26 protein-coding genes are annotated in these 21,988 nt (G+C 41.1%); 18 read left to right on the top strand and 8 right to left on the bottom strand.

Annotated elements, in window-relative coordinates; all coding sequences use genetic code 11:
- Positions 1-396: 396 nt before the first annotated feature.
- Entirely contained in the window at positions 397-1,047 is a 651-nt protein-coding gene (locus tag ACH784_RS05340; protein WP_404393938.1) for a GNAT family N-acetyltransferase, read from the bottom strand.
- Positions 1,048-1,133: 86 nt separating this feature from the next.
- Here ACH784_RS05340 and ACH784_RS05335 point away from each other — a divergent pair, with 86 nt between their 5' ends.
- The 4 genes from ACH784_RS05335 (at position 1,134) to ACH784_RS05320 (ending at position 2,868) form a co-directional block, all read left to right on the top strand.
- The gene (locus tag ACH784_RS05335) at positions 1,134-1,364 is read left to right on the top strand and encodes a DUF2789 domain-containing protein (RefSeq protein ID WP_404393937.1); all 231 of its coding nucleotides are present in this window, start codon (positions 1,134-1,136) and stop codon (positions 1,362-1,364) included.
- 96 nt (positions 1,365-1,460) lie between these two features.
- Positions 1,461-1,724 (top strand): hypothetical protein, encoded by a 264-nt coding sequence (locus ACH784_RS05330; protein ID WP_138633930.1) that lies wholly within the window; start codon positions 1,461-1,463, stop codon positions 1,722-1,724.
- Positions 1,725-1,726: 2 nt separating this feature from the next.
- On the top strand, positions 1,727-2,500 hold the full coding sequence (locus tag ACH784_RS05325) for a Zn-ribbon-containing protein (protein ID WP_404393935.1): 774 nt from the start codon (positions 1,727-1,729) through the stop codon (positions 2,498-2,500).
- A 44-nt stretch (positions 2,501-2,544) separates the two neighbouring features.
- The gene (locus ACH784_RS05320) at positions 2,545-2,868 is read left to right on the top strand and encodes an endonuclease V (protein WP_404393934.1); all 324 of its coding nucleotides are present in this window, start codon (positions 2,545-2,547) and stop codon (positions 2,866-2,868) included.
- Between the two features lie 424 nt (positions 2,869-3,292).
- Here the strand turns inward: ACH784_RS05320 and ACH784_RS05315 are convergent, their stop codons facing one another.
- Together ACH784_RS05315 and ACH784_RS05310 are read right to left on the bottom strand one after the other, a co-directional pair.
- On the bottom strand, positions 3,293-4,282 hold the full coding sequence (locus ACH784_RS05315) for a LuxR C-terminal-related transcriptional regulator (protein ID WP_404393933.1): 990 nt from the start codon (positions 4,280-4,282) through the stop codon (positions 3,293-3,295).
- 2 nt (positions 4,283-4,284) lie between these two features.
- Complete coding sequence (locus ACH784_RS05310) at positions 4,285-5,103, bottom strand: helix-turn-helix transcriptional regulator (RefSeq protein ID WP_404393932.1); 819 nt, start codon at positions 5,101-5,103, stop codon at positions 4,285-4,287.
- Between the two features lie 138 nt (positions 5,104-5,241).
- Between ACH784_RS05310 and ACH784_RS05305 the strand changes: the two genes are divergently transcribed.
- From ACH784_RS05305 to ACH784_RS05245, 13 genes are all read left to right on the top strand, one after another.
- Positions 5,242-5,658 carry a hypothetical protein gene (locus ACH784_RS05305; RefSeq protein WP_404393931.1) on the top strand — a complete coding sequence of 139 codons (417 nt, stop codon included), beginning with the start codon at positions 5,242-5,244 and terminating at the stop codon, positions 5,656-5,658.
- A gap of 64 nt (positions 5,659-5,722) precedes the next feature.
- Entirely contained in the window at positions 5,723-6,031 is a 309-nt protein-coding gene (locus ACH784_RS05300) for a hypothetical protein (RefSeq protein WP_404393930.1), read from the top strand.
- 162 nt (positions 6,032-6,193) lie between these two features.
- Positions 6,194-6,595: a hypothetical protein gene (locus ACH784_RS05295; protein ID WP_404393929.1), complete on the top strand. Its 402-nt coding sequence runs from the start codon at positions 6,194-6,196 to the stop codon at positions 6,593-6,595.
- A gap of 3 nt (positions 6,596-6,598) precedes the next feature.
- Entirely contained in the window at positions 6,599-7,300 is a 702-nt protein-coding gene (locus tag ACH784_RS05290; RefSeq protein ID WP_404393928.1) for a TonB family protein, read from the top strand.
- Positions 7,301-7,356: 56 nt separating this feature from the next.
- A complete protein-coding gene (locus ACH784_RS05285; RefSeq protein ID WP_404393927.1) occupies positions 7,357-8,304 on the top strand; it encodes a hypothetical protein in 948 nt (315 codons plus the stop codon).
- Between the two features lie 60 nt (positions 8,305-8,364).
- Complete coding sequence (locus ACH784_RS05280) at positions 8,365-8,748, top strand: hypothetical protein (protein WP_404393926.1); 384 nt, start codon at positions 8,365-8,367, stop codon at positions 8,746-8,748.
- Positions 8,749-8,789: 41 nt separating this feature from the next.
- On the top strand, positions 8,790-9,314 hold the full coding sequence (locus ACH784_RS05275) for a hypothetical protein (RefSeq protein WP_404393925.1): 525 nt from the start codon (positions 8,790-8,792) through the stop codon (positions 9,312-9,314).
- Positions 9,314-9,961, top strand: a complete 648-nt coding sequence (locus ACH784_RS05270) for a hypothetical protein (protein WP_404393924.1) — start codon at positions 9,314-9,316, stop codon at positions 9,959-9,961. Before ACH784_RS05275 ends, ACH784_RS05270 begins: the two co-directional genes overlap by 1 nt.
- 23 nt (positions 9,962-9,984) lie before the next feature.
- Positions 9,985-10,647 carry a hypothetical protein gene (locus tag ACH784_RS05265; protein ID WP_404393923.1) on the top strand — a complete coding sequence of 221 codons (663 nt, stop codon included), beginning with the start codon at positions 9,985-9,987 and terminating at the stop codon, positions 10,645-10,647.
- Between the two features lie 23 nt (positions 10,648-10,670).
- Complete coding sequence (locus ACH784_RS05260) at positions 10,671-11,333, top strand: hypothetical protein (RefSeq protein WP_404393922.1); 663 nt, start codon at positions 10,671-10,673, stop codon at positions 11,331-11,333.
- 23 nt (positions 11,334-11,356) lie between these two features.
- Complete coding sequence (locus ACH784_RS05255; RefSeq protein ID WP_404393921.1) at positions 11,357-11,983, top strand: hypothetical protein; 627 nt, start codon at positions 11,357-11,359, stop codon at positions 11,981-11,983.
- Positions 11,973-12,449, top strand: a complete 477-nt coding sequence (locus ACH784_RS05250) for a hypothetical protein (protein WP_404393920.1) — start codon at positions 11,973-11,975, stop codon at positions 12,447-12,449. The genes ACH784_RS05255 and ACH784_RS05250 overlap by 11 nt, the downstream gene beginning before the upstream one ends.
- Complete coding sequence (locus ACH784_RS05245; protein WP_404393919.1) at positions 12,439-12,957, top strand: hypothetical protein; 519 nt, start codon at positions 12,439-12,441, stop codon at positions 12,955-12,957. The genes ACH784_RS05250 and ACH784_RS05245 overlap by 11 nt, the downstream gene beginning before the upstream one ends.
- A 113-nt stretch (positions 12,958-13,070) precedes the next feature.
- On the opposite strand, the gene syd is transcribed toward ACH784_RS05245, so the two are convergent.
- The gene (gene syd / locus ACH784_RS05240) at positions 13,071-13,610 is read right to left on the bottom strand and encodes a SecY-interacting protein (RefSeq protein WP_404395199.1); all 540 of its coding nucleotides are present in this window, start codon (positions 13,608-13,610) and stop codon (positions 13,071-13,073) included.
- Between the two features lie 60 nt (positions 13,611-13,670).
- Here syd and queF point away from each other — a divergent pair, with 60 nt between their 5' ends.
- On the top strand, positions 13,671-14,516 hold the full coding sequence (gene queF, locus ACH784_RS05235) for an NADPH-dependent 7-cyano-7-deazaguanine reductase QueF (protein ID WP_404393918.1): 846 nt from the start codon (positions 13,671-13,673) through the stop codon (positions 14,514-14,516).
- 209 nt (positions 14,517-14,725) lie between these two features.
- On the opposite strand, the gene ACH784_RS05230 is transcribed toward queF, so the two are convergent.
- The 4 genes from ACH784_RS05230 to ACH784_RS05215 are packed head-to-tail and all read right to left on the bottom strand — an operon-like array spanning position 14,726 to position 21,906.
- Positions 14,726-15,613 carry a peptidylprolyl isomerase gene (locus ACH784_RS05230; RefSeq protein ID WP_404393917.1) on the bottom strand — a complete coding sequence of 296 codons (888 nt, stop codon included), beginning with the start codon at positions 15,611-15,613 and terminating at the stop codon, positions 14,726-14,728.
- A gap of 4 nt (positions 15,614-15,617) precedes the next feature.
- Positions 15,618-16,448 carry a substrate-binding periplasmic protein gene (locus ACH784_RS05225; RefSeq protein WP_404393916.1) on the bottom strand — a complete coding sequence of 277 codons (831 nt, stop codon included), beginning with the start codon at positions 16,446-16,448 and terminating at the stop codon, positions 15,618-15,620.
- The gene (locus ACH784_RS05220; RefSeq protein ID WP_404393915.1) at positions 16,445-20,185 is read right to left on the bottom strand and encodes a translocation/assembly module TamB domain-containing protein; all 3,741 of its coding nucleotides are present in this window, start codon (positions 20,183-20,185) and stop codon (positions 16,445-16,447) included. The genes ACH784_RS05225 and ACH784_RS05220 overlap by 4 nt, the downstream gene beginning before the upstream one ends.
- Positions 20,185-21,906: an autotransporter assembly complex family protein gene (locus ACH784_RS05215; RefSeq protein WP_404393914.1), complete on the bottom strand. Its 1,722-nt coding sequence runs from the start codon at positions 21,904-21,906 to the stop codon at positions 20,185-20,187. The genes ACH784_RS05220 and ACH784_RS05215 overlap by 1 nt, the downstream gene beginning before the upstream one ends.
- Between the last annotated feature and the right edge of the window lie 82 nt (positions 21,907-21,988).

Raw genomic sequence — 21,988 nt, 5'->3', positions numbered from 1 at the left:
CCTGTACTCCATCCTAATCCTAGGTGTTGTCCTAACACCTTAACCATCCTAGTTTCCGCTTCACCCATCTTTGGGCTGTCCTCACACTCCTGTGTGTTTCCTATTCCTGTGTGCAACTCCGTTACACCTCATCCTGAGTATCCTGTTGAGCTTCTTGCCCTAGCACCTATCCATAACCTTGTGCTTATTCCGTTTTTCCTATCCCTTTGCCTTCCTGACATGATTAAGTTTACGGTAATTGGCCGATTACTAAAGCGACTTACAGCAATTTATTTAATGTCATATTATTTTAATAATAAGATATTTGTTATTTTTCATAAACTTAAAAACAAATCACAGTCAAAGCGAAGTGTTTAAAACACCAAAGCCCACAACCATGTGGGAAATATCTCACAACTAATTTTCCGATCCGTCCGTATTTAATTTTTTATACATCAACTCACCCGACACTTCACCGAAGGTCATTTGCTCAATCACCTCATATTGGTGCTTTAAAAAGAAGGCTTTTTGCGCCGTTTGCGTAATGAATACCGCCACGCCTGTGATCTCTTCTTCGGCTAGATGCAGTTGTTCAACGCCATTCAATAAATAATGACCAAGACCTTGCCCCTGCGCATTCGGGTGAATGGCAATTAACGACAAATAAAAGCACTCGCCATATTGCTCTAAAGCCGCTCTTATTGCTTGCTCTTTGGCGACCAGTTGCTTGGTTTGAACATACCCTGCGCTAAGCATGAGTTTCAAACGCCAGTGCCAAAAACGCTGTGCCGATAAAGGCCCATTGGTTGCGATTGCACACGCAACTCCCACCAGCTGCTCGTCGATAAACGCGCCTAACATGGCTTGACCACTTTGTGAAAAAGTCTGTAACTCTTCGCGAATAAGTGCGCGAAGTTTTTTGGCAAATTCGTCGTCAGACTCTGCACTCAACACTTGCTTTAATAATTCATCATTTTGGTAAGCTTGAAAAAGTAAGCTCGCCGCAATGCTTATTTCTTCCGGCTCCAAATACTTTAGGCTCAGTTGCTCTGCTTCTACTGTTTTCATTATTGTTCCTGTTACCTAACTTTGCTTCTAAAACTTAGTCAACTATAGTTACTGAGTGATTTTTAAGCAAAAATGGGAGTGAAAAGATGGATACCTGCCAACACAATCTCAACACCCTATTCGCACAATTGGGACTCGCGAATAATCAAACAGATATCGATAGCTTTATTGAACACCATAAGCTCAAAAGCACCGAAAAGATCACCGAGGCCAGTTTTTGGAACACAGCCCAAAAACAATTTATCCAAGAATCTCTCGCAGAAGATGGCGACTGGAGCGAGATCATCGACACACTCGACACATTACTCAGAGAGTAAACTTGTTCTAATAAAGGTCAGGACCGAGCAATATCGCATTGCTTTGTGCGTCTGAGTTTTATGCTAGAATGCGTTTTATTTTGTTGAGTAAAACGCATGCATCCCGCTGTTCATTCTGCTATTGCAGCCTTAGTCGCTGAAAACAAAACACCCACTGTTGCTTTAACTAAATCTAAGCTCTCAGAGCCAGTACCTATGCCTTTGGTTATTGCTGGGTTGACCGCCTACAAAAATGATCCAAATTGCATCAACACTCAGCCTGCAGCAGCCCCAAAAGCCAAGGCTACAGAGCAAAGCCAGCTTGACCGCATTGAACAAAAACTTGACCGCTTACTCGCGCTATTAGAAAAAGATAACTAATTATGTTCGTTGTAGATTTAACTTTTGATTGTTACCAAGACACTACATTAGATGACGCAGAGCGCGCCATTAATCGCGTGGTGAATGCCCTACGTTTTAACGGACAGATCATCGGTGACGAGTTTCCGACCGTATTAAAAGACGGCTACTTTATTACCCGTGTTATGTGCCCGCTTGAAGATGCACTACACCCGCTTAATCACAGCCCGTTTGTAAAAAAAGCCATTGAGCTTTTACAAGATGCAGGCTTGCTGGCACCGAAAGTAAAGGTGATCGGTCAGGATATTCATGCCAATGGCGCCGACTTATGCGACGCTCCGTCTTCTTATATTTTATATACCACCTATGTGCATACGTGCAGCCCGCTGTATTGCGGCGATGACTTTCAGCCTGTGCCACTTTATAAAATTCCTGCGATTGCCAATGGCGATTACAAGGCTTTAATTAAGTGGCAAGAGGATTGGCAGGCATGCGATCAGATTCAGATCAACGGTGCCACCCGTTGTGAATTTGCGGCATTAGAAGAAATTTCTAGCACCGAAAGTGATTTATTCCGTCGTGGTATGGACTTGTCTAAGCGTATTCGTTACCTCACCAAAAAGCCGGTGTATTACTATTTGTATCGCGTTGGCGGTGAGAGCTTGGCAGCAGAGCAAACTCGAAAATGCCTAAGCTGTGGCGGTGATTGGAAGTTAGATGAGCCTTGGTTTGGCTTATTTGATTTTCGCTGTGACAGCTGTGAGCTGGTTTCGAATATCTCTTGGGATTTTCAGTGATCGCCGCTTCCCAAAAAATATACTAACTATAAATGGAAGTTACTGTGACAGATAAAATTCATGACGCAGAATTGTTGCAAGCAACACTTGCAAAACAAGTCATTACGCATAACGAATTTAATAGCATAGATACCGTTGCTGGTGTGGATGTTGCTTATCATGAACAATCTAATCAGGTTGTTGGCGCTATTTCTGTGCTTGACGCTAACACGCTAGAGTTATTAGAGACTCAAGTGAGCATTGAGGAAATTAGCTTTCCTTATGTGCCGGGGCTATTTTCTTTTCGTGAACTTCCGCCACTGCTAAATGCGTTTGGAAAACTCACAATCAAACCCGACCTTATTGTTTGTGATGTCATTTGGGATTAAATCACTTGAAAGGAGTTTTAGGCGACAAACTCGACGTAATTCTAACGGGTATTGGCCAAAACTTTAGAAAAATCTTAAGACTATTAAGTTTTTTTACGCCTGGACTTTAGATTGACTATGTGCGTTATTATAACGTGAGAATCAGACAGAGTAAAAGCTGATGATGGCTGTGAGATCTAGCTCTGTGTTTAGATGTAGCAATAAATGAATATACGCTATGACGATAGAGCTGAAGTGTTAACAGGTGTAAGACAAATTGCATTGAATTAATTTAAGTAAGAGACATCTTTTAACAAAAGTGTGTGCGCTCAACAGCTAAAAGCAGCTCGAAAAGAGTGCTATTTAGAAAAGATATTGAATAGCAATTAGTTTTCATGGTCTTGCCATGATGGTGTAAACAATCAGCCTGTCAAAAAACACCCGATTATTTAATCTCTCTTTTAAGCAGAACCAAGGTTTCTAACCTGTTTTTAGTGTTTAATTGCGTGTAAATTCTTTTTAAGTGATTACTTACAGTAAATGGACTAATAGAAAGCGCTTTTGCAATTTCTTTATCTGATTTTCCAACTGCGAGCTGTTTGCAAATTTCACGCTGTCGTTCACTTAAACAGTGCACTGGTAAAAGAACTTTATCTAAACTTAAAAAAACAAAGTTGTATTTAACAGTCGCATGTATCGCAAGGTTTTCCGTAAGATGGATAATACCATCAATTTCTTTAGAGACCGGCTCAAAAAGTGGTTTACTTAAATCAATACGACACGCGTTTAATTGTTCGATGAAACCTTGCTCAGCATCAAGCACATTGCCATAAAAATCAGCTATTGCATGATCCTTCTCGCTCGTGTCGCTACTTTTAAGTTGCTGAAGCAAATTAATACTAATTGCTTCAGCAAAATGCGGGTTTAAAATTTTCTTAATATATTTTTCTTTTGCGCTAAAAGGGATCAAGCTATGAAATCGATACAAAGACAATATGTGCACAATGTTAGTATGCTGCGTTATGTATAGAGTGGCTAGTAAATCTTCAAGACCATATTTTTTACAATGCTGTTGATACAAAGTCGTTTGATGGTAGCTTGCTCTATCTGGCCATATATCAAACACACTGACTGGTGAATTTGGATGCTTCATACCATATGCGCCAACTGGATCTTGAGCTAGTTTTTCCTGAGCAATATGTTTATTGTAATTTTCCATAAAGCCAATAGGTAACTTATATTGAAACGTTTCACTATCTGTAAATGTGTTATCAAATGCTCTTCGTGTTAGCCACACACCGGCATCAAAATCTATAAACCGGCCTAACTGTTCAAAACAAAATTGCCTAAAAGCTTGTATTTCTAGCTTCGTTGCTTGCTTGTAAACTTCTGCAATAAACTCCGATAAAGCAAGCTCTTGTTCAAAAGTCAGCATAATTAAAGTGCAAATAATTGAGTTCGTTTTGATATATTTAACTTACGATAAATATTAGTCAAATGATTATTAACCGTTGAAGCAGAAATATTTAGCTGTTGCGCAATTTTTTGATTGGTCATCCCGTTTCTCACTTTGTTCACAATAACTCGTTCTTGATAGGTTAATTTAGCCAAAAACCCAGAGGTGAAGCCATAAATGCATTGTTGTTCATTTTCAATAAGTAATGAAAAGCCTGCTTCAAAAAGCTTTTGTGGTCGCACCATCTTTAAGCCGTTCTCAGAATGCTTAAGAAAACCCTGTTCTAACGGGTGAGAAGATTCTAAAACCACACCTTCTCTATTGGTAATAAGATAAAAAGATGCAGAAAAATGATGCAAAGACATGTTTAAATTTAGCATTTGTTCAATATGAGGGAAAAACAGGTAAAAGCGCCTTTTCTGCGATTCAGATAAATGAGAAGAAAACAAAACTGCGTGTTTGTAAGTATGTGCGTTGGCCTTAAAAGTAACACCATATATGTTCGGTTTAACATGAGAAAAAGAACAACCTTTTTCACATATAGTATTCAGTTCTTTATTGTCACAGTACAGCGAGTTACTCGCAAGTAATGATAAATCAAGCGCATTCGTATTATATCCATAAAGCTGAACTTGAGTCTCAATGTTAGGTGATATACACCATGACAGAGCATCTGCCTCTAAAATATCTACCAGTTCAAAGCCAATAGCATGTTGCAGTTCCTCTCTTGATAGATGAGGGATTTTCGAATAAAGGTCAACTAACCTATTATTCACATACTGTAAATTAGTTTGACCCATCAGCATATTTCCATTCTTTTGCACCCGAATCTGTTACCAATTCGAAGTTACAACCAATAGCTAACAATACCCATATATTTTCAAATACAATTTTGTAACAATTTAATTGCACATTTCAAAAAAGTAAATGGTCTCAAAATGATTATATGCCTAAGAACTCTAATACACACAAGCGCATTGCTTAGTTTTTCAGTGTTCGCCAACTCTGGTCACAATTGGACAGTTGACAATCAAGGGTGCTGGGATGCCAAGCATTATGGTGGCGATAATTGCTTAACAATAGAGAGCAAGAATTTTTCTAAAGATAGTCTAAAAGTAGTTTACAAGAACACTTGCTCAGAGCGAATTTTTGCAAAGTTCTGCCATTTTAAAAATACGGGATATAACGATTGTGGTGCTGCTGGTATTAAAGCTGGCAACACCAAAACTTGGGTCACCCGAAGTGGTGCAACAGGTCATTTTAATTACATTGCAGTCGGCTCCGATGATAGCAATTATGATTGGGTCTGTGCCATTCGTTTAGCCGGAAAAAACTGGGATAATTTAGATAAATAAAAAAGCACACAGCGTTCATATGTTTAACATTTTAAACTCTATCAACACTTAAAAAGGATAAATCATGAACACATTAATTAAATTTTTTTCTTGCCTTTTAATAACGCTAACTTTGTCAGGTTGCTCGCTAACAGCTGAAGAGTGGGATGCTATCGCCAGAGGCCTTGACGAAGGCTTTAAACAAACAAATAGTGGCATGTACAACCAACAGCAAAGTACCATAAATCAATACTATCCAGGTAATAGTTGTACACGTTCTTGTGATGAGATATATGACTCTTGTTTTAATGTAGCGAATGATGGCACGGATTATGGAGACAATAGAATAGTGCAATGCAAAAGAGAGCGACATTCATGCAAACAGCGTTGTTAACTAATACTTAAAGTGACAATTATTAATTAAAAAAGTCGCAAAACTGGCATTTGAGAAAAAGAGACATCATTTTTGATGTATTAGCGCTGCAAAGCAAAATCACAAGTAGCGCTAAAACATCAACAAAGACTCAAACTTTAAAATATTGATATGGTTCTAATTATGAGGTTTTTAAAGCACTTTTTAGCACGGTTTAAAAGGAAAGAAAAAATCATTAACAATCCGCAGCTGCTATTCAAAATAAGAGACGCCTTCATTGAAGTAAAAGAGCAGAATAACCGCATTGTGGGCAATGTATATTGCACCTCAGGTTATAACAACCAAAGTTTAGTTGCGCATACCATTCAGTTTGTACAAGACTGTTTTGGGCAAGTACAAGGCCAACACCCAGATGATAAATTGATTGATGCGCTCATCGCACACATAAAACAACAACAAACCGTATTTGAACAAAGCAAAGATGACCCTGACGGCATTATTGCTGGCACATTAGTGGATGTAGAAAATGCTTTGAAAAACATTGCCACTAATCAAGCCTGTAGACATAACAAAGAGGTTAAGTAAATTATGAAAAAGCGAGTGTTTATTTTTAGTCTGCTTTTATTTGTTAACTTCACAGATGCGGTAGCAAATACCGAAAACGATACGAAGCTAAATAATAATTATAAAGAAGCGCACCACGCAAATGAAAATCAAGACTACCAAAGTGTATTGCTTAATTTAGAAAAACTAAAAATACGCTCACAAAGCCCACAGGCAAATTTGCAACTTTCAATTGCAACTAAGCGATACAAACAAAAGGACTTCCGAGGTGTACAAGAAGCCCTGCACAATATTCTGTCTTACTCTGTTAACATTAACAACGAGATTAGTAACGAGCTTTCAAATGACATTTTATTTTTGTTAATCGATCTCGAGTTAAACTCAAAGGTTAACAATGAGGTACCAATAATTACTCACACTGACGAAAGCTTAACCGCAACACAAGCATCACCTACTAGATCAGAACAACAACAGCGCCCACTGACTCCGGTAAAAGTAATCTCACCGCAATACCCTGCCATGTCCAAAAAAATGCAACATGAAGGGTATGTAACAATGCAATTTGACATCGACACTAACGGTAAACCAATCAATATTGAGATCATCGAACAACAGCCCCAACGTATATTTAACCGAGAGGCGATACGTGCATTTAAACAATGGCGCTACCCAGCAAACAACCCACTAACAGCACAAAAAGTACGTATTGATTTTCAATTACCCTAATTTGATTCTATTAAAAAGTGAAATGTCATTATCAGGAGAGTTATAAAGTGAAGCTAATGAAACATATATGGGTCGTGTTTTTATTAATACCCTTACAACTTAATGCTTTTGACGATGAGAGCATAATGAATTCGGCACATGTTGCCTACCAAAAAAAGAATTACGTTGATACTTTGCACTATTTTAAGTTGTCAGCAAAACAAGGTAATAAAAAAGCGCAGTATTACCTTGGCACCATGCATATGCTCGGGCAAGGCGTATCGCAAAACTACAATGAGGCAATAAAGTGGTTCACTAAAGCAGCACAACAAGAACATATAGGGTCACAAGCTAACCTTGGTAGGCTATACATGCTGGAAGGCGATCAGCAAGATTACAATCAAGCAATAAAATGGCTCAGTAAAGCCGCAAAACAAAAACATATCAAGTCGCGAGTGCTCCTTGGTAGGCTATATTTGCTAGAGGGTGAACATCAAAATATTTCTGCTGCAATAAGCTTGCTAACACTCGCTTCAAATCAGAAAGACCCAGAAGCCCCCTATTGGCTTGGCAAAATTTATGACGCTGGGTTGGTAGGTGTTTCGCAAGATCATAAATTCGCAGCAGAGTGGTATAGGAAAGCTGCGAAACTTGGGCATGTACAAGCACAATATTATCTTGGTCAGATGTATGAAAAAGGGCAAGGTGTTGGCTTAAATCACAAAAAGGCACTCCTATGGTATGGGAATGCTGCAAAACAAGAAAATATCAGTGCTGAGATTGCACTTGGAGATATGTATTTCGAAGGTAAAGGGGTAACTCAAAATGACATCGTTGCTTTTCATTGGTATCAAAAAGCAGCCAATCAAGGCAGCAAAGGCGCAATGTCGTTGCTTGGTTTAATGTACGAATACGGAGCGGGTGTAACACAAGATAAACAAAAAGCCTTGGCACTCTATAAAAAGTCCGACCCCGACAGATACAGCACCTTGAAAAGCCAGTTAAAGTTGCAAACAAGTAATTAACACGTTAAACCAAACTACACATAAATAAAATAGAGTGAATACTACTCTAGGTTAACAGACATGAAACTATTCAAAAAATTAGCCGACTTTTTTAACGTAGACCCTAACGAAATCGGGAATTCTAGCAGTTTTCTTGGCGATATACGCCATTTGATTGTACGTACCACAAGAGCACATAATAAAACATGGCGCAACACAGCTGAGCCTTCCAGCAAGGAGTTCGAAGCACTCACTGGTGAAACAATTGAGTTTGCCTTTGAGTGCCTCTTCCATGTAACAGGGAAGTATCAAGATAATGAAATCATAGACGCGTTACTTCATAAAATGGATGAGAAAAATTTAGAATTCGAACAGAAAATGAATGATTCTAGCGGTTTTATTTCATCTTTACTGCATGAAATAAAAAGCGAGCTAATGCAACACAAAAAACAGTTAACACATTAACCTTATCAATGCACCTTGTTGATACAGCTTAACGAGCCACTATGACAAACACCATTGAAAAGCAGACCGCAGAGCAATTTGCCGAAAACATGAAAAATTACAATGTTTATTGTGATTTTTCATTGCTCAGCTTATTGGTGGATATTGACCTCATATTAAACAACGAGGCCATTTTTAATAAACAAAGCAATTTACCCGACACCATAAAACAACAAGCCTACAAAAATGAGGCAGGGCTAGGTGCCTACATTGGTGAAAGTGTTTGCAGGCTTTATCAGGGAACATGGCAAGGCGTGTTTAACCCTAACAATGCGGCCTTTAACTACTATACTAGCGCAGTCATCTTTGGTGACTATGCCTTTTATCCAACCCATTTTATTAGCTATCATATTTCAAATAACAAACCCGGCGAACAAAGTGAAGGCACCTTTGCCGATTATTTACTGCGCACCTTGCCTTTTATTACGCAACAGCAAGCCCCAAAACGCGCCGACCAAAGCAACACGTTTTATCACAAAATTAAGCACCTCACATGCAGTGCACCCAACAGTAACGAGGCACCCTAATGCAGCATCACGTTCATACACTCCTTTTTAAGTTAATACTCGTCATGCTTACCCTATTAGTAACTCAAAACGCACAGGCCAATGCCCCCTTTAGTACAGTTACAAAGTTAGCTAATTCGCTTTGTAGTACTTTTACTAGCGACCCTAAAGAAGTTAAAGTGTTGATGAATCGTCAAGTTGAATCTTTTATAAAACAATACGAAGGCATCACCGCGCCTACCCGTGCTGATAAAATTCGCGTGCTCAATCACTATAAAAACCACCTGATTTGCCAAACCCGTGAAGGGGAAATCAACTACATACACCAAGCCCTTAATACTGGCAAGCAAGTTTCGGTTATCAATGGCTTTTTAATCGGCGAGCTGATTGGCCAAGGCGACCAAGGGTTGATTGACTTTAATGCGATTTCCATCATGAATGGTAAACGCATGACGGTACTCGATTACCTTAACTATCGTATGGAAAACTCAGACTGGTCTGAAGCTTCCTTACAGGAGCTTAAAAGCTTAAAAAAAATGCTCACCAAATATTTACACGCAAAGCCTTTAAGCGCGCTCAGTGACGAAGAAAAAGCCGCCTATGAAACCATGCTGATACATCGTGCTAAAACGCTGTACCCGCATGATTACACGCGCTCAACCAACTAAATCAAACTCAATAAGGCCCTAAAATGACGCGCTACTTTTACTCAACCCACGTTAAAATACTGTGCTGTGTACTCGCTCTATGCCTCACCGCACAGGCACAGGCACAGGCCGATGCGCCCATTAGTAAAACGCAAGCCGTTACAAATTTTGCTAACGGTATGTGTACTTCATTTACTGCTGACCCGTTGAAAGTAAAAGGTAGACTGAATAGAAAACTTGAAGAATTTATGCAAAAACACGAAGGCATCGCCGAGCCTACCCGTGCTGATAAAATTCGCGTGCTCAATCACTATAAAAACCACCTGATTTGCCAAACCCGTGAAGGGGAAATCAACTATATGCACCAAGCCCTGAATCTCGGCAAGCAAATCCCCGTTATTAATGGCTTTTTAATTCGCGACTTAATTGGCCAAGGCGACCAAGGGTTGATTGACTTTAATGCGATTTCCATCATGAATGGTAAACGCATGACGGTACTCGATTACCTTAACTATCGTATGGAAAACTCAGACTGGTCTGAAGCTTCCTTACAGGAGCTTAAAAGCTTAAAAAAAATGCTCACCAAATATTTACACGCCAAGCCTTTAAGCGCGCTCAGTGACGAAGAAAAAGCCGCCTATGAAACCATGCTGATACATCGTGCTAAAACGCTGTACCCGCATGATTACACGCGCTCAACCAACTAAATCAAACTCAATAAGGCCCTAAAATGACGCGCTACTTTTACTCAACCCACGTTAAAATACTGTGCTGTGTACTCGCTCTATGCCTCACCGCACAGGCACAGGCACAGGCCGATGCGCCCATTAGTAAAACGCAAGCCGTTACAAATTTTGCTAACGGTATGTGTACTTCATTTACTGCTGACCCGTTGAAAGTAAAAGGTAGACTGAATAGAAAACTTGAAGAATTTATGCAAAAACACGAAGGCATCGCCGAGCCTACCCGTGCTGATAAAATTCGCGTGCTCAATCACTATAAAAACCAACTGATTTGCCAAACCCGTGAAGGGGAAATCAACTATATGCACCAAGCCCTGAATCTCGGCAAGCAAATCCCCGTTATTAATGGCTTTTTAATTCGCGACTTAATTGGCCAAGGCGACCAAGGGTTGATTGACTTTAATGCGATTTCCATCATGAATGGTAAACGCATGACGGTACTCGATTACCTTAACTATCGTATGGAAAACTCAGACTGGTCTGAAGCTTCCTTACAGGAGCTTAAAAGCTTAAAAAAAATGCTCACCAAATATTTACACGCAAAGCCTTTAAGCGCGCTCAGTGACGAAGAAAAAGCCGCCTATGAAACCATGCTGATACATCGTGCTAAAACGCTGTACCCGCATGATTACACGCGCTCAACCAACTAAATCAAACTCAATAAGGCCCTAAAATGACGCGCTACTTTTACTCAACCCACTTTAAAATACTGTGCTGTGTACTCGCTGTATGCCTCACCGCACAGGCACAGGCCGATGCTCCCTTTAGTACAGTTACAAAGTTAGCTAATTCGCTTTGTAGTACTTTTACTAGCGACCCTAAAGAAGTTAAAGTGTTGATGAATCGTCAAGTTGAATCTTTTATAAAACAATACGAAGGCATCGCCGAGCCCACACGCGCTGATAAAATTCGCGTGCTCAATCACTATAAAAACCAACTGATTTGCGAAACCCGTGAAGGGGAAATCAACTACATGCACCAAGCCCTGAATCGCGGCAAGCAAAACCCCGTTATCAATGGCTTTTTAATCGGCGAGCTGATTGGCCAAGGCGATCAAGGGTTGATTGACTTTAATGCGATTTCCATCATGAATGGTAAACGCATGACGGTACTCGATTACCTTAACTATCGTATGGAAAACTCAGACTGGTCTGAAGCTTCCTTACAGGAGCTTAAAAGCTTAAAAAAAATGCTCACCAAATATTTACACGCCAAGCCTTTAAGCGCGCTCAGTGACGAAGAAAAAGCCGCCTATGAAACCATGCTGATTAATCGTACTAAAAGCCTGAATGCACACTAAACACAGGGTGTTACCCCAAATAACATTGAAAACAAGGCTCACAGGGGTTGTGTTTGCCGCGGCGATACTCTTGGGTTATCACGCTTGGCAGACATCTCGTGTACCTGTGGTATGGCATACCATTTCAGATATGAACGCCACGCTCGATGCCTTGCGCAAAGAGCCAAATAAAACTGCGGTTTACCGCAAAGTACAGGCCATTGCCACACAGTTACCTAGCATGCAAACGCATGCCAGAAAAAACAGCGAATACGATGCCGACTTGGCTTATGTGCTTAGCACATGGCAAAGCACGTTTGAAAGCCTTGCCATGTTTCACCCTACACTGCCTCAAGAATGCACTGCATGGTACGAAGCGTTACAATTTACTTGGGGTGAGCACCCCAGCCAGTGGGATGTTGAAACACAAAATTTATGGGATTTTGTGAGCTCATTTTGCCAAGTGGATGATGCCGATGGCCACTGATTACGCTGTGTTATTTATTCCCAATGCCCCCATAAGCCACCAGCAAACTAATTATGTAGTGAAGCAGTATTATCAGCTTGCTGGTCACGCTACTTATTGGCCTGTCATTTACCCAGACCAATGGCAGGCACTTAAAGTAGAAGAACAAGCACATGCAATGCAACAAGCCAAATGGGTGCTCGAAAGTGATAACCCATTTAACGGGACACTGCAAACGCACCATGGTGCGCTGTGCCAACGCGTTGATTATGCTAACGACGCACATTACTTTCAATTGCACACTCTGATGCACCCATCGGCGCTATCAAAACACCCAGAAATCAGCGTGTATCTCAGTAAGGAGTGGGGCTGGCATGATCAACATATTGGCCCTTGGGCACCCTATGCATCAGCGCATGATAAATTTGAAAATACGCAAATTTGGCAACAAAAATGGGCCGAAAATACGGCTTTTATGAAACTCTTTCACAATCAGTATTTAGCTGCCATTTTGTCATTAAAACGTTAATATTCTTTTTAGGTAAATTTTTTCTTTAAAAGACTTAAAGCAAACTACTGACAGTTAAAAGTGACTGAAATTTCTGGACAACCTATAAGCTTACTTACCTGCTTAACGTACTCTTAAAACTCAACCGCTTGCAAAAACTCTTCTAAGCTATCAGCCAAAACATGATGTGCCTTTTTGCCGACATACTCTAACCAGACTTTGCCCGTTTCAAGTTCAACGGTGATCAACAAATCATCTTGCTCGGTTAACCCGATAAACACCGTATCTGCATGTTTGAGCTTACGCTTCATCAATACATGACCTGTAATATTTTGCTGTAAACGCACAAAGTCATCTTCATTCCACGCTTGTAATAACTCGATTTGATGACCTTCTACTTTGCCTATGATGTTGCCTGCATAAAAGCTGCTGTAGAACTCATTCAACGCATCAGGAAAAGTGCACTCTAACGCGCTTGCTAAATCACTTAGGCTATTTTTTACTGGCTGTAGCACGGCTTGCCACTGAATTTGTTGCTCGCTGAGCACTTCTCCAACTTCACAAGGGCTTGGCCAGTCAGCATCGTGATACATGCACGGTAAAGTGCCATGTTGTTGCTGATAGTGAGATTGAAACTTATCGTGAAGCTCTGATAAAAGCGGCTTAATTGTCATACTGTTAACCTGTGTGCGATACGCTATAATACGCGCCATTGTAACCACTATTGGTGAAACATGACAGATTACAACAATGCACCTGAGCTGAAAGAGTCAGTGTTAGGTAAAACGACCGAGTACGCGTCGCAATACGATGCAAGTTTATTATTCCCGATTGCAAGAAAGCTAAACCGTGACCAAATCGCGGTAGATGAGCAGAGCTTGCCATTTAAAGGAGAAGATACTTGGACTGGCTATGAGCTATCTTGGCTGAATAGCAAAGGTAAACCACAAGTGGCGGTGGCGACATTTGTGTTCCCATGCCAAAGCTCTCATATTATCGAGTCTAAGTCGTTCAAGCTGTATTTAAATAGTTTTAACCAAACTAAGTTTGCCAGCTTTGACGAAGTACAAACTATTTTAACCAATGATTTAAGCAAAGCAGCACAGACTGACGTCGAAGTGACGTTATTCAAAGCTGAAGACTATGCCTGTATTCCATTCACGGCCATGCCGGGCGAATGTATTGATGAGCTTGATATTGAGGTTGATACCTACAGCCCGCAAGAAGGCTTAATCGTGGTAAAAGATGGCAATGAAGTGACTGAAACACTGCATAGCCACTTACTTAAGTCGAACTGTTTAATTACTTCTCAGCCAGACTGGGCGAGTATTGTGATAAGTTACACGGGCAAGCCTGTGTGCAAAGAGTCACTGCTTAAGTATCTTATTTCGTTTAGAGATCACAATGAGTTTCATGAGCAGTGTGTGGAGCGAATTTACTGTGACTTAATGCGTGAGTTAAAGCCGAGCAAGTTAGAGGTATATGCGCGCTATACAAGACGCGGTGGCTTAGACATTAACCCTTACCGCAGCAGTGAAAGCGATAAGACGGCTTATCAAATTCGAACAAACCGTCAGTAAATAATTAACCTGGACTCTGGATAATAAATCTATCTCCAGCGGCTACTTTTAACGCTAACATTGTTGAATTCACTTGCAATAGGCCAGCTATTGACGCGTAAATTCGCCTTGTTATCCCTAAAAGTCTCCGGCTGCAGACTTAGAAAAGAGTTACCTCTGATTATCAAAGTATTCGAAAATCTCTTAACCAAAGTTCAGGTTAATCGCTTTTAATTCAGGCGTTTGGTCGGGATAGATACCGAGCAAACGTCTGTATGATTTGGCTTGTCGATAAACCACTCGCTTGGGCGGTTTTTACGAGATTCAATCAACTCTTTAAAATCTTCTGAGCTGGTATCAAATACCGCAAAAGCACTGTTATCTTCACTCGCAATATCACTTAACACACGCACTTGGCTGATTGGGTTAAACGGCTGACCTTCTACAGGTGTACGTAATAAACGCTGTGCATGCTCCATGCCTTCTAGCACTCGACCAAATACCGTGGTGTTTTTATCAAGATAACGCTGTGGCGCTAAGGTGATATAAAACTCTGTACCGCCGCTGTCGATTTCATTACCGCGCGCCATCGCGAATGTGCCCGTACAATGGGTCATCCAAGTCTTTTTGCCATCGCTGTTTTGCGCTACTGCAAAGCCATTCAAAAAGCCGGTTTTATCAGCGTAGCCGTCAACCGCATTAATTGGAGTGATCTCAAGTGGGTTTTCGGTGGTTAAGAACATCTCGCCCGCAATGCCTTTACTGCCTTGCGTTGGCTGTTTTTCACCGGTCTGATCGCCACCTTGTGCGACAAAGCTTTCAACAAAACGATACACATTCAAGCCATCATAAAAGCCTTCTCGCGCGAGTTTTTTAATATTATCGACATGGCCCGGTGCAAGTTGCGGGTTAAGCTGCACGTAAACGCGGCCTGTTGGTAAATCAATTCTTAACACATTGTCGTTGTTTACTTGTTGCCATACATCGGCTGACGCTGAGCTAATAATGGTACTTGGTGAGCGAACTTCAGATTTGTTTGGTGCTGATCCAGTATTTTGCGTGCTGCTGCAACCAGCGAGCAATACACAAGCTGTTAGGCCAAAAGCGCGTAAAAGCATTTGTTTATTTTCCTTGATTATTGTTATACCAGTATTTTTTTGTATGAATGGGTGCACTGGCGGGGAGTAAAGTATTTACGAGGGTAATTTTTTGTCGTTTTTCTAATGCTAACTTAGCCAATTCATCAGCAAAATGGCGGTTAAATAAAGTATCAAACGAGCCATCAGCAATGGCATTATCTAAGCCCGATTTCAACTTTTGATATAAGGCTTTATTGTTTTTATTAACGAAGAAATAAACCGCTGAAGGATAATAGAAGACATGCGCCGGATCGATTGCTAAGTCAGACATACTCTCAACATGATCAGCAAATAAAGCATCAATTGGCAGCACATCAATACGTGACGCTTCTAACAAGTCATACCCAGCATTTTCTTGAGAATATTCTAAAACGTTAAAGTCGTTATCTTTAAAGATAACGCTGTCAGGCCAGTCGCTCCTGAGACCGAACCGCAAGCCTTTAAGCTCGCCGTCATTCTTTAATTTAGAAAAATAATCTACACGTGATTTTTTAACAACGCCCAAGCGATAACCCAGTACCCCTTTTACAATGGGTATTCTTATGGCTAAAGCTTGTTTTTCTCTTTCGTCAGAGGTGACTGACCAAAATACGTCAATGCCATCTTTATCGCCAAGCAAGCGAATTGCGCGATTTTGGGTCGGTATGTTGTTAACAAAGTCTAAAGTGTGGCTTTCGTTTTGGTAGCTAAAGGCATGATTTAAAAGCTCAATAACATAAGGATCGGCCCCTGCGGTTATACGTACCGTCTCTTCAGCACAAGCCGAAAAGCAAAAACAAGTATTTAAACACAGAGCTACAATCCAAGACTTCATTCAGGATCCCAATCAAATTGATAGAGTAAGTCTATACTATCGTATAAACCACTTGTTGCTTCAATATATAATTTTGTAAACACCCTGTAACGAATGGCAATTTCATTCATGGCTTCGAACACCCCTACCCGATAACTTACTTGCACGCTTGGGGTAATGTAGCCAGATAATTCAACTTGCGTGTCATCACCACTGCCTTTAGCACTCACGCTGACATCTTCAATGCCAATTTTTTTACCCGCTTTGTTAATAAAGCTTTCACTAAAATTAATACTCTGCGCCAGCAACATCTGAGACAATAGAGCGTTGTTATTGTTTTCACTTTTATCGAGCGGCTGGCCATTTAATAAATACGATAACGCATGGGCTTGGTCCATGGCTGGTTGCGAAAATATATTCAAACTAGGATTACTCGCACTGCCCGTTAATTCAATGCCTGCAATGACATCATCGGCGGTTACTTCTGGGTTACGTATCGCTCTGACATTCAAATAAGGTCGCGATAACGGCCCATTAAAGCCAACTTGACCTTGTTGAATGAGTAAGTCTTGACCGAGTGCTTTATATACCCCTTCTCGCAGACCAAACTCCCCACTGGCTAGTAATGGCGTGCCCGGTGTTTTATCTAAGCTGATCTGGCCAAAAACATAACTATCGAGGCCAAATGCAAATACTCTAAAATCATCTTGTAACGCCACTTCTAAATCGAGCGTATATGCGAACGGCAAACTGCTTTGAATTTCAGATTCAGAATCAACGATCACTTGGTCATCTGATACCGCTACCACTTGCTCAGGCAATTGCGAGATTTTAATGCGACCTTGGGGAATATCGACACGCCCTGTGAGCGACAGGTGTTCATCTTTGAATTTTAAAGACAGATCAGGAGAGACTGAAAAGCTCATATCTTGTTGCGGGTTAACCCTTATTTGCTCGCCAGACACCGCTACCTCAGCGCTTAATTGCTGTTGCCAATCGAGCTTACCAACAAGATTGAGTACGCCATTTTCATTGGTATTTAATGCGCCATTTAAACTGGCTGTTTGGCCATTCAAATCAAGTTTCAGTGATGAGTCGACAAAACTGACTGGCAGCGCTGACTGCTCTATGCCAAATGATGATAAGTTTATCTCACCCACGACATTGGGTTGTTTTATATCACCCGATAAGGCCAGTTTTGAAGATAGCTGCCCGTCTAAATTAATTGGCTGCGGTAAAAAGCGATTTGCCAATTCGCCAATTGGTTTTAAAGCCAGTGCATGCAGTTCAACTTTGGCTGTCGGTGAATGCAATTGATTGTCTTGTACTTGTGCAGCCACTTCACCAGATACGTCACCTAATAGTGACGAGGCAAGTTGCCAGTGACCTAAAATAGCTTGGCTGTCTCCGCTAAGATTAATCTCTATTTGTTCTATTGGAACTATTGCCTCATCGTTAGCATCAGTATTGGCTTCGGCGTGCGCAACAGCAACGTTTTGCAAACTCGCTTTTGCAGTAACTGCACTGAGCTTTTTATCACGCCATGACAATGCTGAATTCACACTGGTTTTACCTGCTAGCCTAAGCTGTTCAGGTAAAAAGGTTTGTAGCGAAGCTAAATCAAAGCCTTGGATGTTCATATCGAACTGCCCTTGTTTGCCTTTTTGCTCGGCTTGCAAGCACCAAGGTGACTGATTTAGCTCACCGCATAATTTACCGGTTTGCCATTGCAACGCACTAGAAAATTTGAGTTTGGTTTGATGCTTAAAACGTGTCGCAAATTGTTTGTAGGTAATTTGCCCTGATGCGATTTCGCCCTGCCAGGTTTGTGCGTTTAAACCACCAAGAATATCTAGCTCTGCGGTTATGTCTCCGTGACTTGATAACTGAGCGCGATGTGCTGTTTGATCGCCCGTGAAACGCAACTCAATATGATTCAGTTGATGCTCTGGAACGACGAGTTGCTCAATAGATAATAAGGTCTTTGTATGCCAGTTATTGGCCAAATCAACGCTGGCATCGAGCTTGCCCCCTTTGAGGCTAATGTCGTTATTTTCGAACGTTGAAATCGTTGAGTTAAAGCTGATTTTAGGTTGATGATGGTCGCCTTTAATCTGCAACTCGCCTTGCGCATCAACATCAAAAGGCAATAACGCTTTCGCATTTTGTGAATTGTTGTTATGTGTAATAGCAAAGCGCCCAGATAAATCTAGCTCTTGTTGCAGTGAGCCCGACAACTGCAAATTGCTCGAACCGAGTTGCATTTTTAGCTTATCGACTTGACCAAACAGCTGCTCGTTCAGTCTAAAACTGGCATCGAGTGCTAAAGGAAGGTCTGAAAGTTTGCCATCGACATCTACATCTGGAATATCAATTTGCCATCCCTCGGTTTGCTGTTTAGCCAACACACTCATTGCGCCGTTTAACACTGACTGCTGGTCGATAAAAAACAGCGGTAACGCGTCCATCACTAAGCGTAATTGCGCGTCAACGCCTTCGGCCCACGCGAGTTTACCGGTCAAATTGGCACTGCCTTCTGACGCGTTCAAACGACCAGCAAGCTCTGAAATTGCCGTTAAACTGCCTTTTCCCGACACTTTTGCACTAAGCTCTGTAAGCTCTTTTTGCTCGGCAATGACATCAAGCTTCAACTGATAATCATCGGCATTACCTTTGAGCTCAACTCGAGCCTGTTCCATCAAGGCATCGTAGTCTTGTCCGCGAATTTTGTACGAAAAAGGAAGATTGTAGACCTGCGCTGATACATCAAACGGCCAGTTTGTTTGGTTAAGATTTAGATTACCTAACACGGCAGCCTGATGTTGACCTTCGGCCTTTAAATCAATATTTAAATCTGAAAAGTTGCCACTTAAATGTAACCTGACGAGTTCTTCTTCTGTTGTCAGCGTAGTAATTGATTTTATTGACGCTAACGGCTGCTTGATAGCTTCGGCTCTCAGCTCACCAAAACTGCGTAAAACGAACTGCTGATATTCTAAGTATAAATTTTGCCACTCAAGTTGTTGAGAGGTAATGTTTGCCGCGACATTAAAGTGTTTAATGTGTTGCGAGCCAGTTGGCGTTTCGTACTCAAAAGACCCCAGAGCCAGTTGTGATACTCGAACATCAAGACCGTTTGGCAAAATGATAGCAGGTATGGCCGCTAGCTCTGTAAGTGCTTGGCTTTGCGCTTCTTTTTCTCTTTTATCAGTAATATGAATGCGCTTTATTGAAGTATCATGCAACCTTGCTGCAGCGTCAATTAATTGAGCTGATGATTTTATGTCCGATATTTGAACTCTCAAATCACCTTGTTGAAACTTGATATTAGCCACATTCAACTTAGCGATGGCGATATTCACGGGTAATACAAAACTACCTTCTGACTCGTCATCTAGCTCTGTTTTAGTTTCGGCTAGGGTTTCTTCAGTGGCTTTATTTGTAGGCGAGTTAGCAAGTTTTACATCTATTCTGTCAGCAGTTATTTCTACACACACTGTGGCACAAGTAAACCAATTGAGCTGCGGCCTAAAATTACTCAGCGATAAATTGAGCCCCTCGCTGCGCCAAGTGACATCGAGTCTTTCACCTGCGAGTAAACGACCTTGCTCAAGTTTAATATTTAAGCCATCAACAGACTTATTTAAAACCCATAAAAGGCTTTGATGTCCCACACTGGTAAATACTAAGCAAAATAGAAAAACCAGCGTGCCTAAACCAATATTTAGAATTCTTTTTGTTATAGGGTGTAAGCGCATTAAATCTCCGGCCCAATAATAATACTTAGACGTGTGCTTTTACTTTCTTTACTTAGCCCCCAGGCGTGATCTAAACGAATAGGCCCAACAGGCGTGATATAGCGAATACCAAAACCCGCACCCACGGCCCATGATTCTGAAAAGTCATTGGTTGCCGTGCCCGAGTCAACAAATAAAGCCAGTCGCCAATTCGGCATAAATTGATAGTTATATTCTATCGAAGCCGTTGCAAGGTATTTACCACCGATAATTTTGCCCTCTTCATAAGGGGCAACAGATTGATAGGCAAAGCCGCGAATACTCTGATCACCCCCAGCAAAGAAGCGTAAGTTAAATGGCACTTCGTTAATGTCGTCAGTGACAATGGCACCCGCATCCAGCCTCGCAATAAACCAATGCTTAAGCGCAAACTTTCTCAGCCAAGCTTGCTCCAGCTGCACTTTAAACAAAGAGGTTGATGAAATTAAATCTTCACTGGCGAATTCCAAAGAAATCAATGTTTGCTGCCCCCATGAAGGGGTAACACCGCCAACCGCTTGTTTTTTTGCATAGCTAATACCAGGAATTAACATTTCTGTTTTATCGGTTGCGCCATCTTGTGTTGTGGTTTCATGCTCTCTTTTTAAGAATGCCGTGCGTATCCAGTTATTACTGGTTAACCATTGGCGTTGTAACTGTACGTTCCAGATTTTACTGTCAACGCCCTCTGTCAGTTCATCTTCAAGGGCATAACCTGTTGTCACTCGCCATAAATCATCGTTTGGGTTACTCACCGGAATACTATAGCTGCCTGTGACACGCTGTTGTTTTTCAGCAACAAATAAATTGCCATCAAAAAAGTGGCCATCTTCAGTGATCCAAGGCTTTGACCATTTAAATCGTGCTTTTGCACCTATCTCTGTACTAAAACCGCCCCCCACTTCAAACGTATTGGCAGGCTTATCGACCACCTCAATGCGGATAGGCACGAGATTATTCTTGCGGTTTTGTAATTGTGGATACACTTTAATGGCGCTGAAATACGGGGTTTTATTGAGTGCGAGGTTATATTCAGACAGTAAAGTTTCATCGTATAAGGTGTTTTCATCAAATGGTGCAAGTGATTGAATATATTTTTTCGCCAGACTTTGTCTGCTCACTTCAACTTTACCAAAACGATAACGATTGCCCGAGTCTAGTTTTAACTTAGCTACCGCAAAGTTTTTTTGTTTATGGATTTCTAGGCGATGATTGAGCCATTTAAAATCAAAATAACCTTTCGAGATCAGGCTTGATTCTAGCAAACTCTTTGTCTGCTCATAATTGTCATGATTTACGATGCCATTTGCTTTTATCGGAATGCCAGACAACACTTTTTGCAAAAATGAGTCTTTATTAGCCTCGCCTTTTATTTCAATTTGGATCGACTTCCAACGGATAGGCTCACCAACCTCTGCATCTATTTTGAGCGTACTGCTTTGCTCTACACGAGATAAGGTGATATTTGCTTGATAATAGCCAAGCGCCTGTAAAGCTCGCTCGGTCTGAGAAAGTAATTTGCTTTCTAACGACTGTGTAAAAGGTTGATTGAGTAACGGCTTCAACGTGCCATTGATATTTTTACTCAGTTCATCGGGCATTTCGCCAAATTCAATGGCCTCAACTTGCCATTGGGTTTCAGCCTGTGTTGATAAAGAAAAAGTTAAACACCAACAAATAACAACAATCGCAAACAGTTTCAAATACTTCCCTCCCATACCGAAGCGCCAGTGTAGCATATTTCAAATCAACAATAGATGAACAATAAATCTCGCTTTAAAGCTT

Source organism: Pseudoalteromonas phenolica (assembly GCF_044788725.1).
GTDB lineage: Bacteria > Pseudomonadota > Gammaproteobacteria > Enterobacterales > Alteromonadaceae > Pseudoalteromonas > Pseudoalteromonas phenolica_C.
Note: the sequence above shows the minus strand (reverse complement) of the source record. Positions and strands in the feature narration are given on the sequence as shown.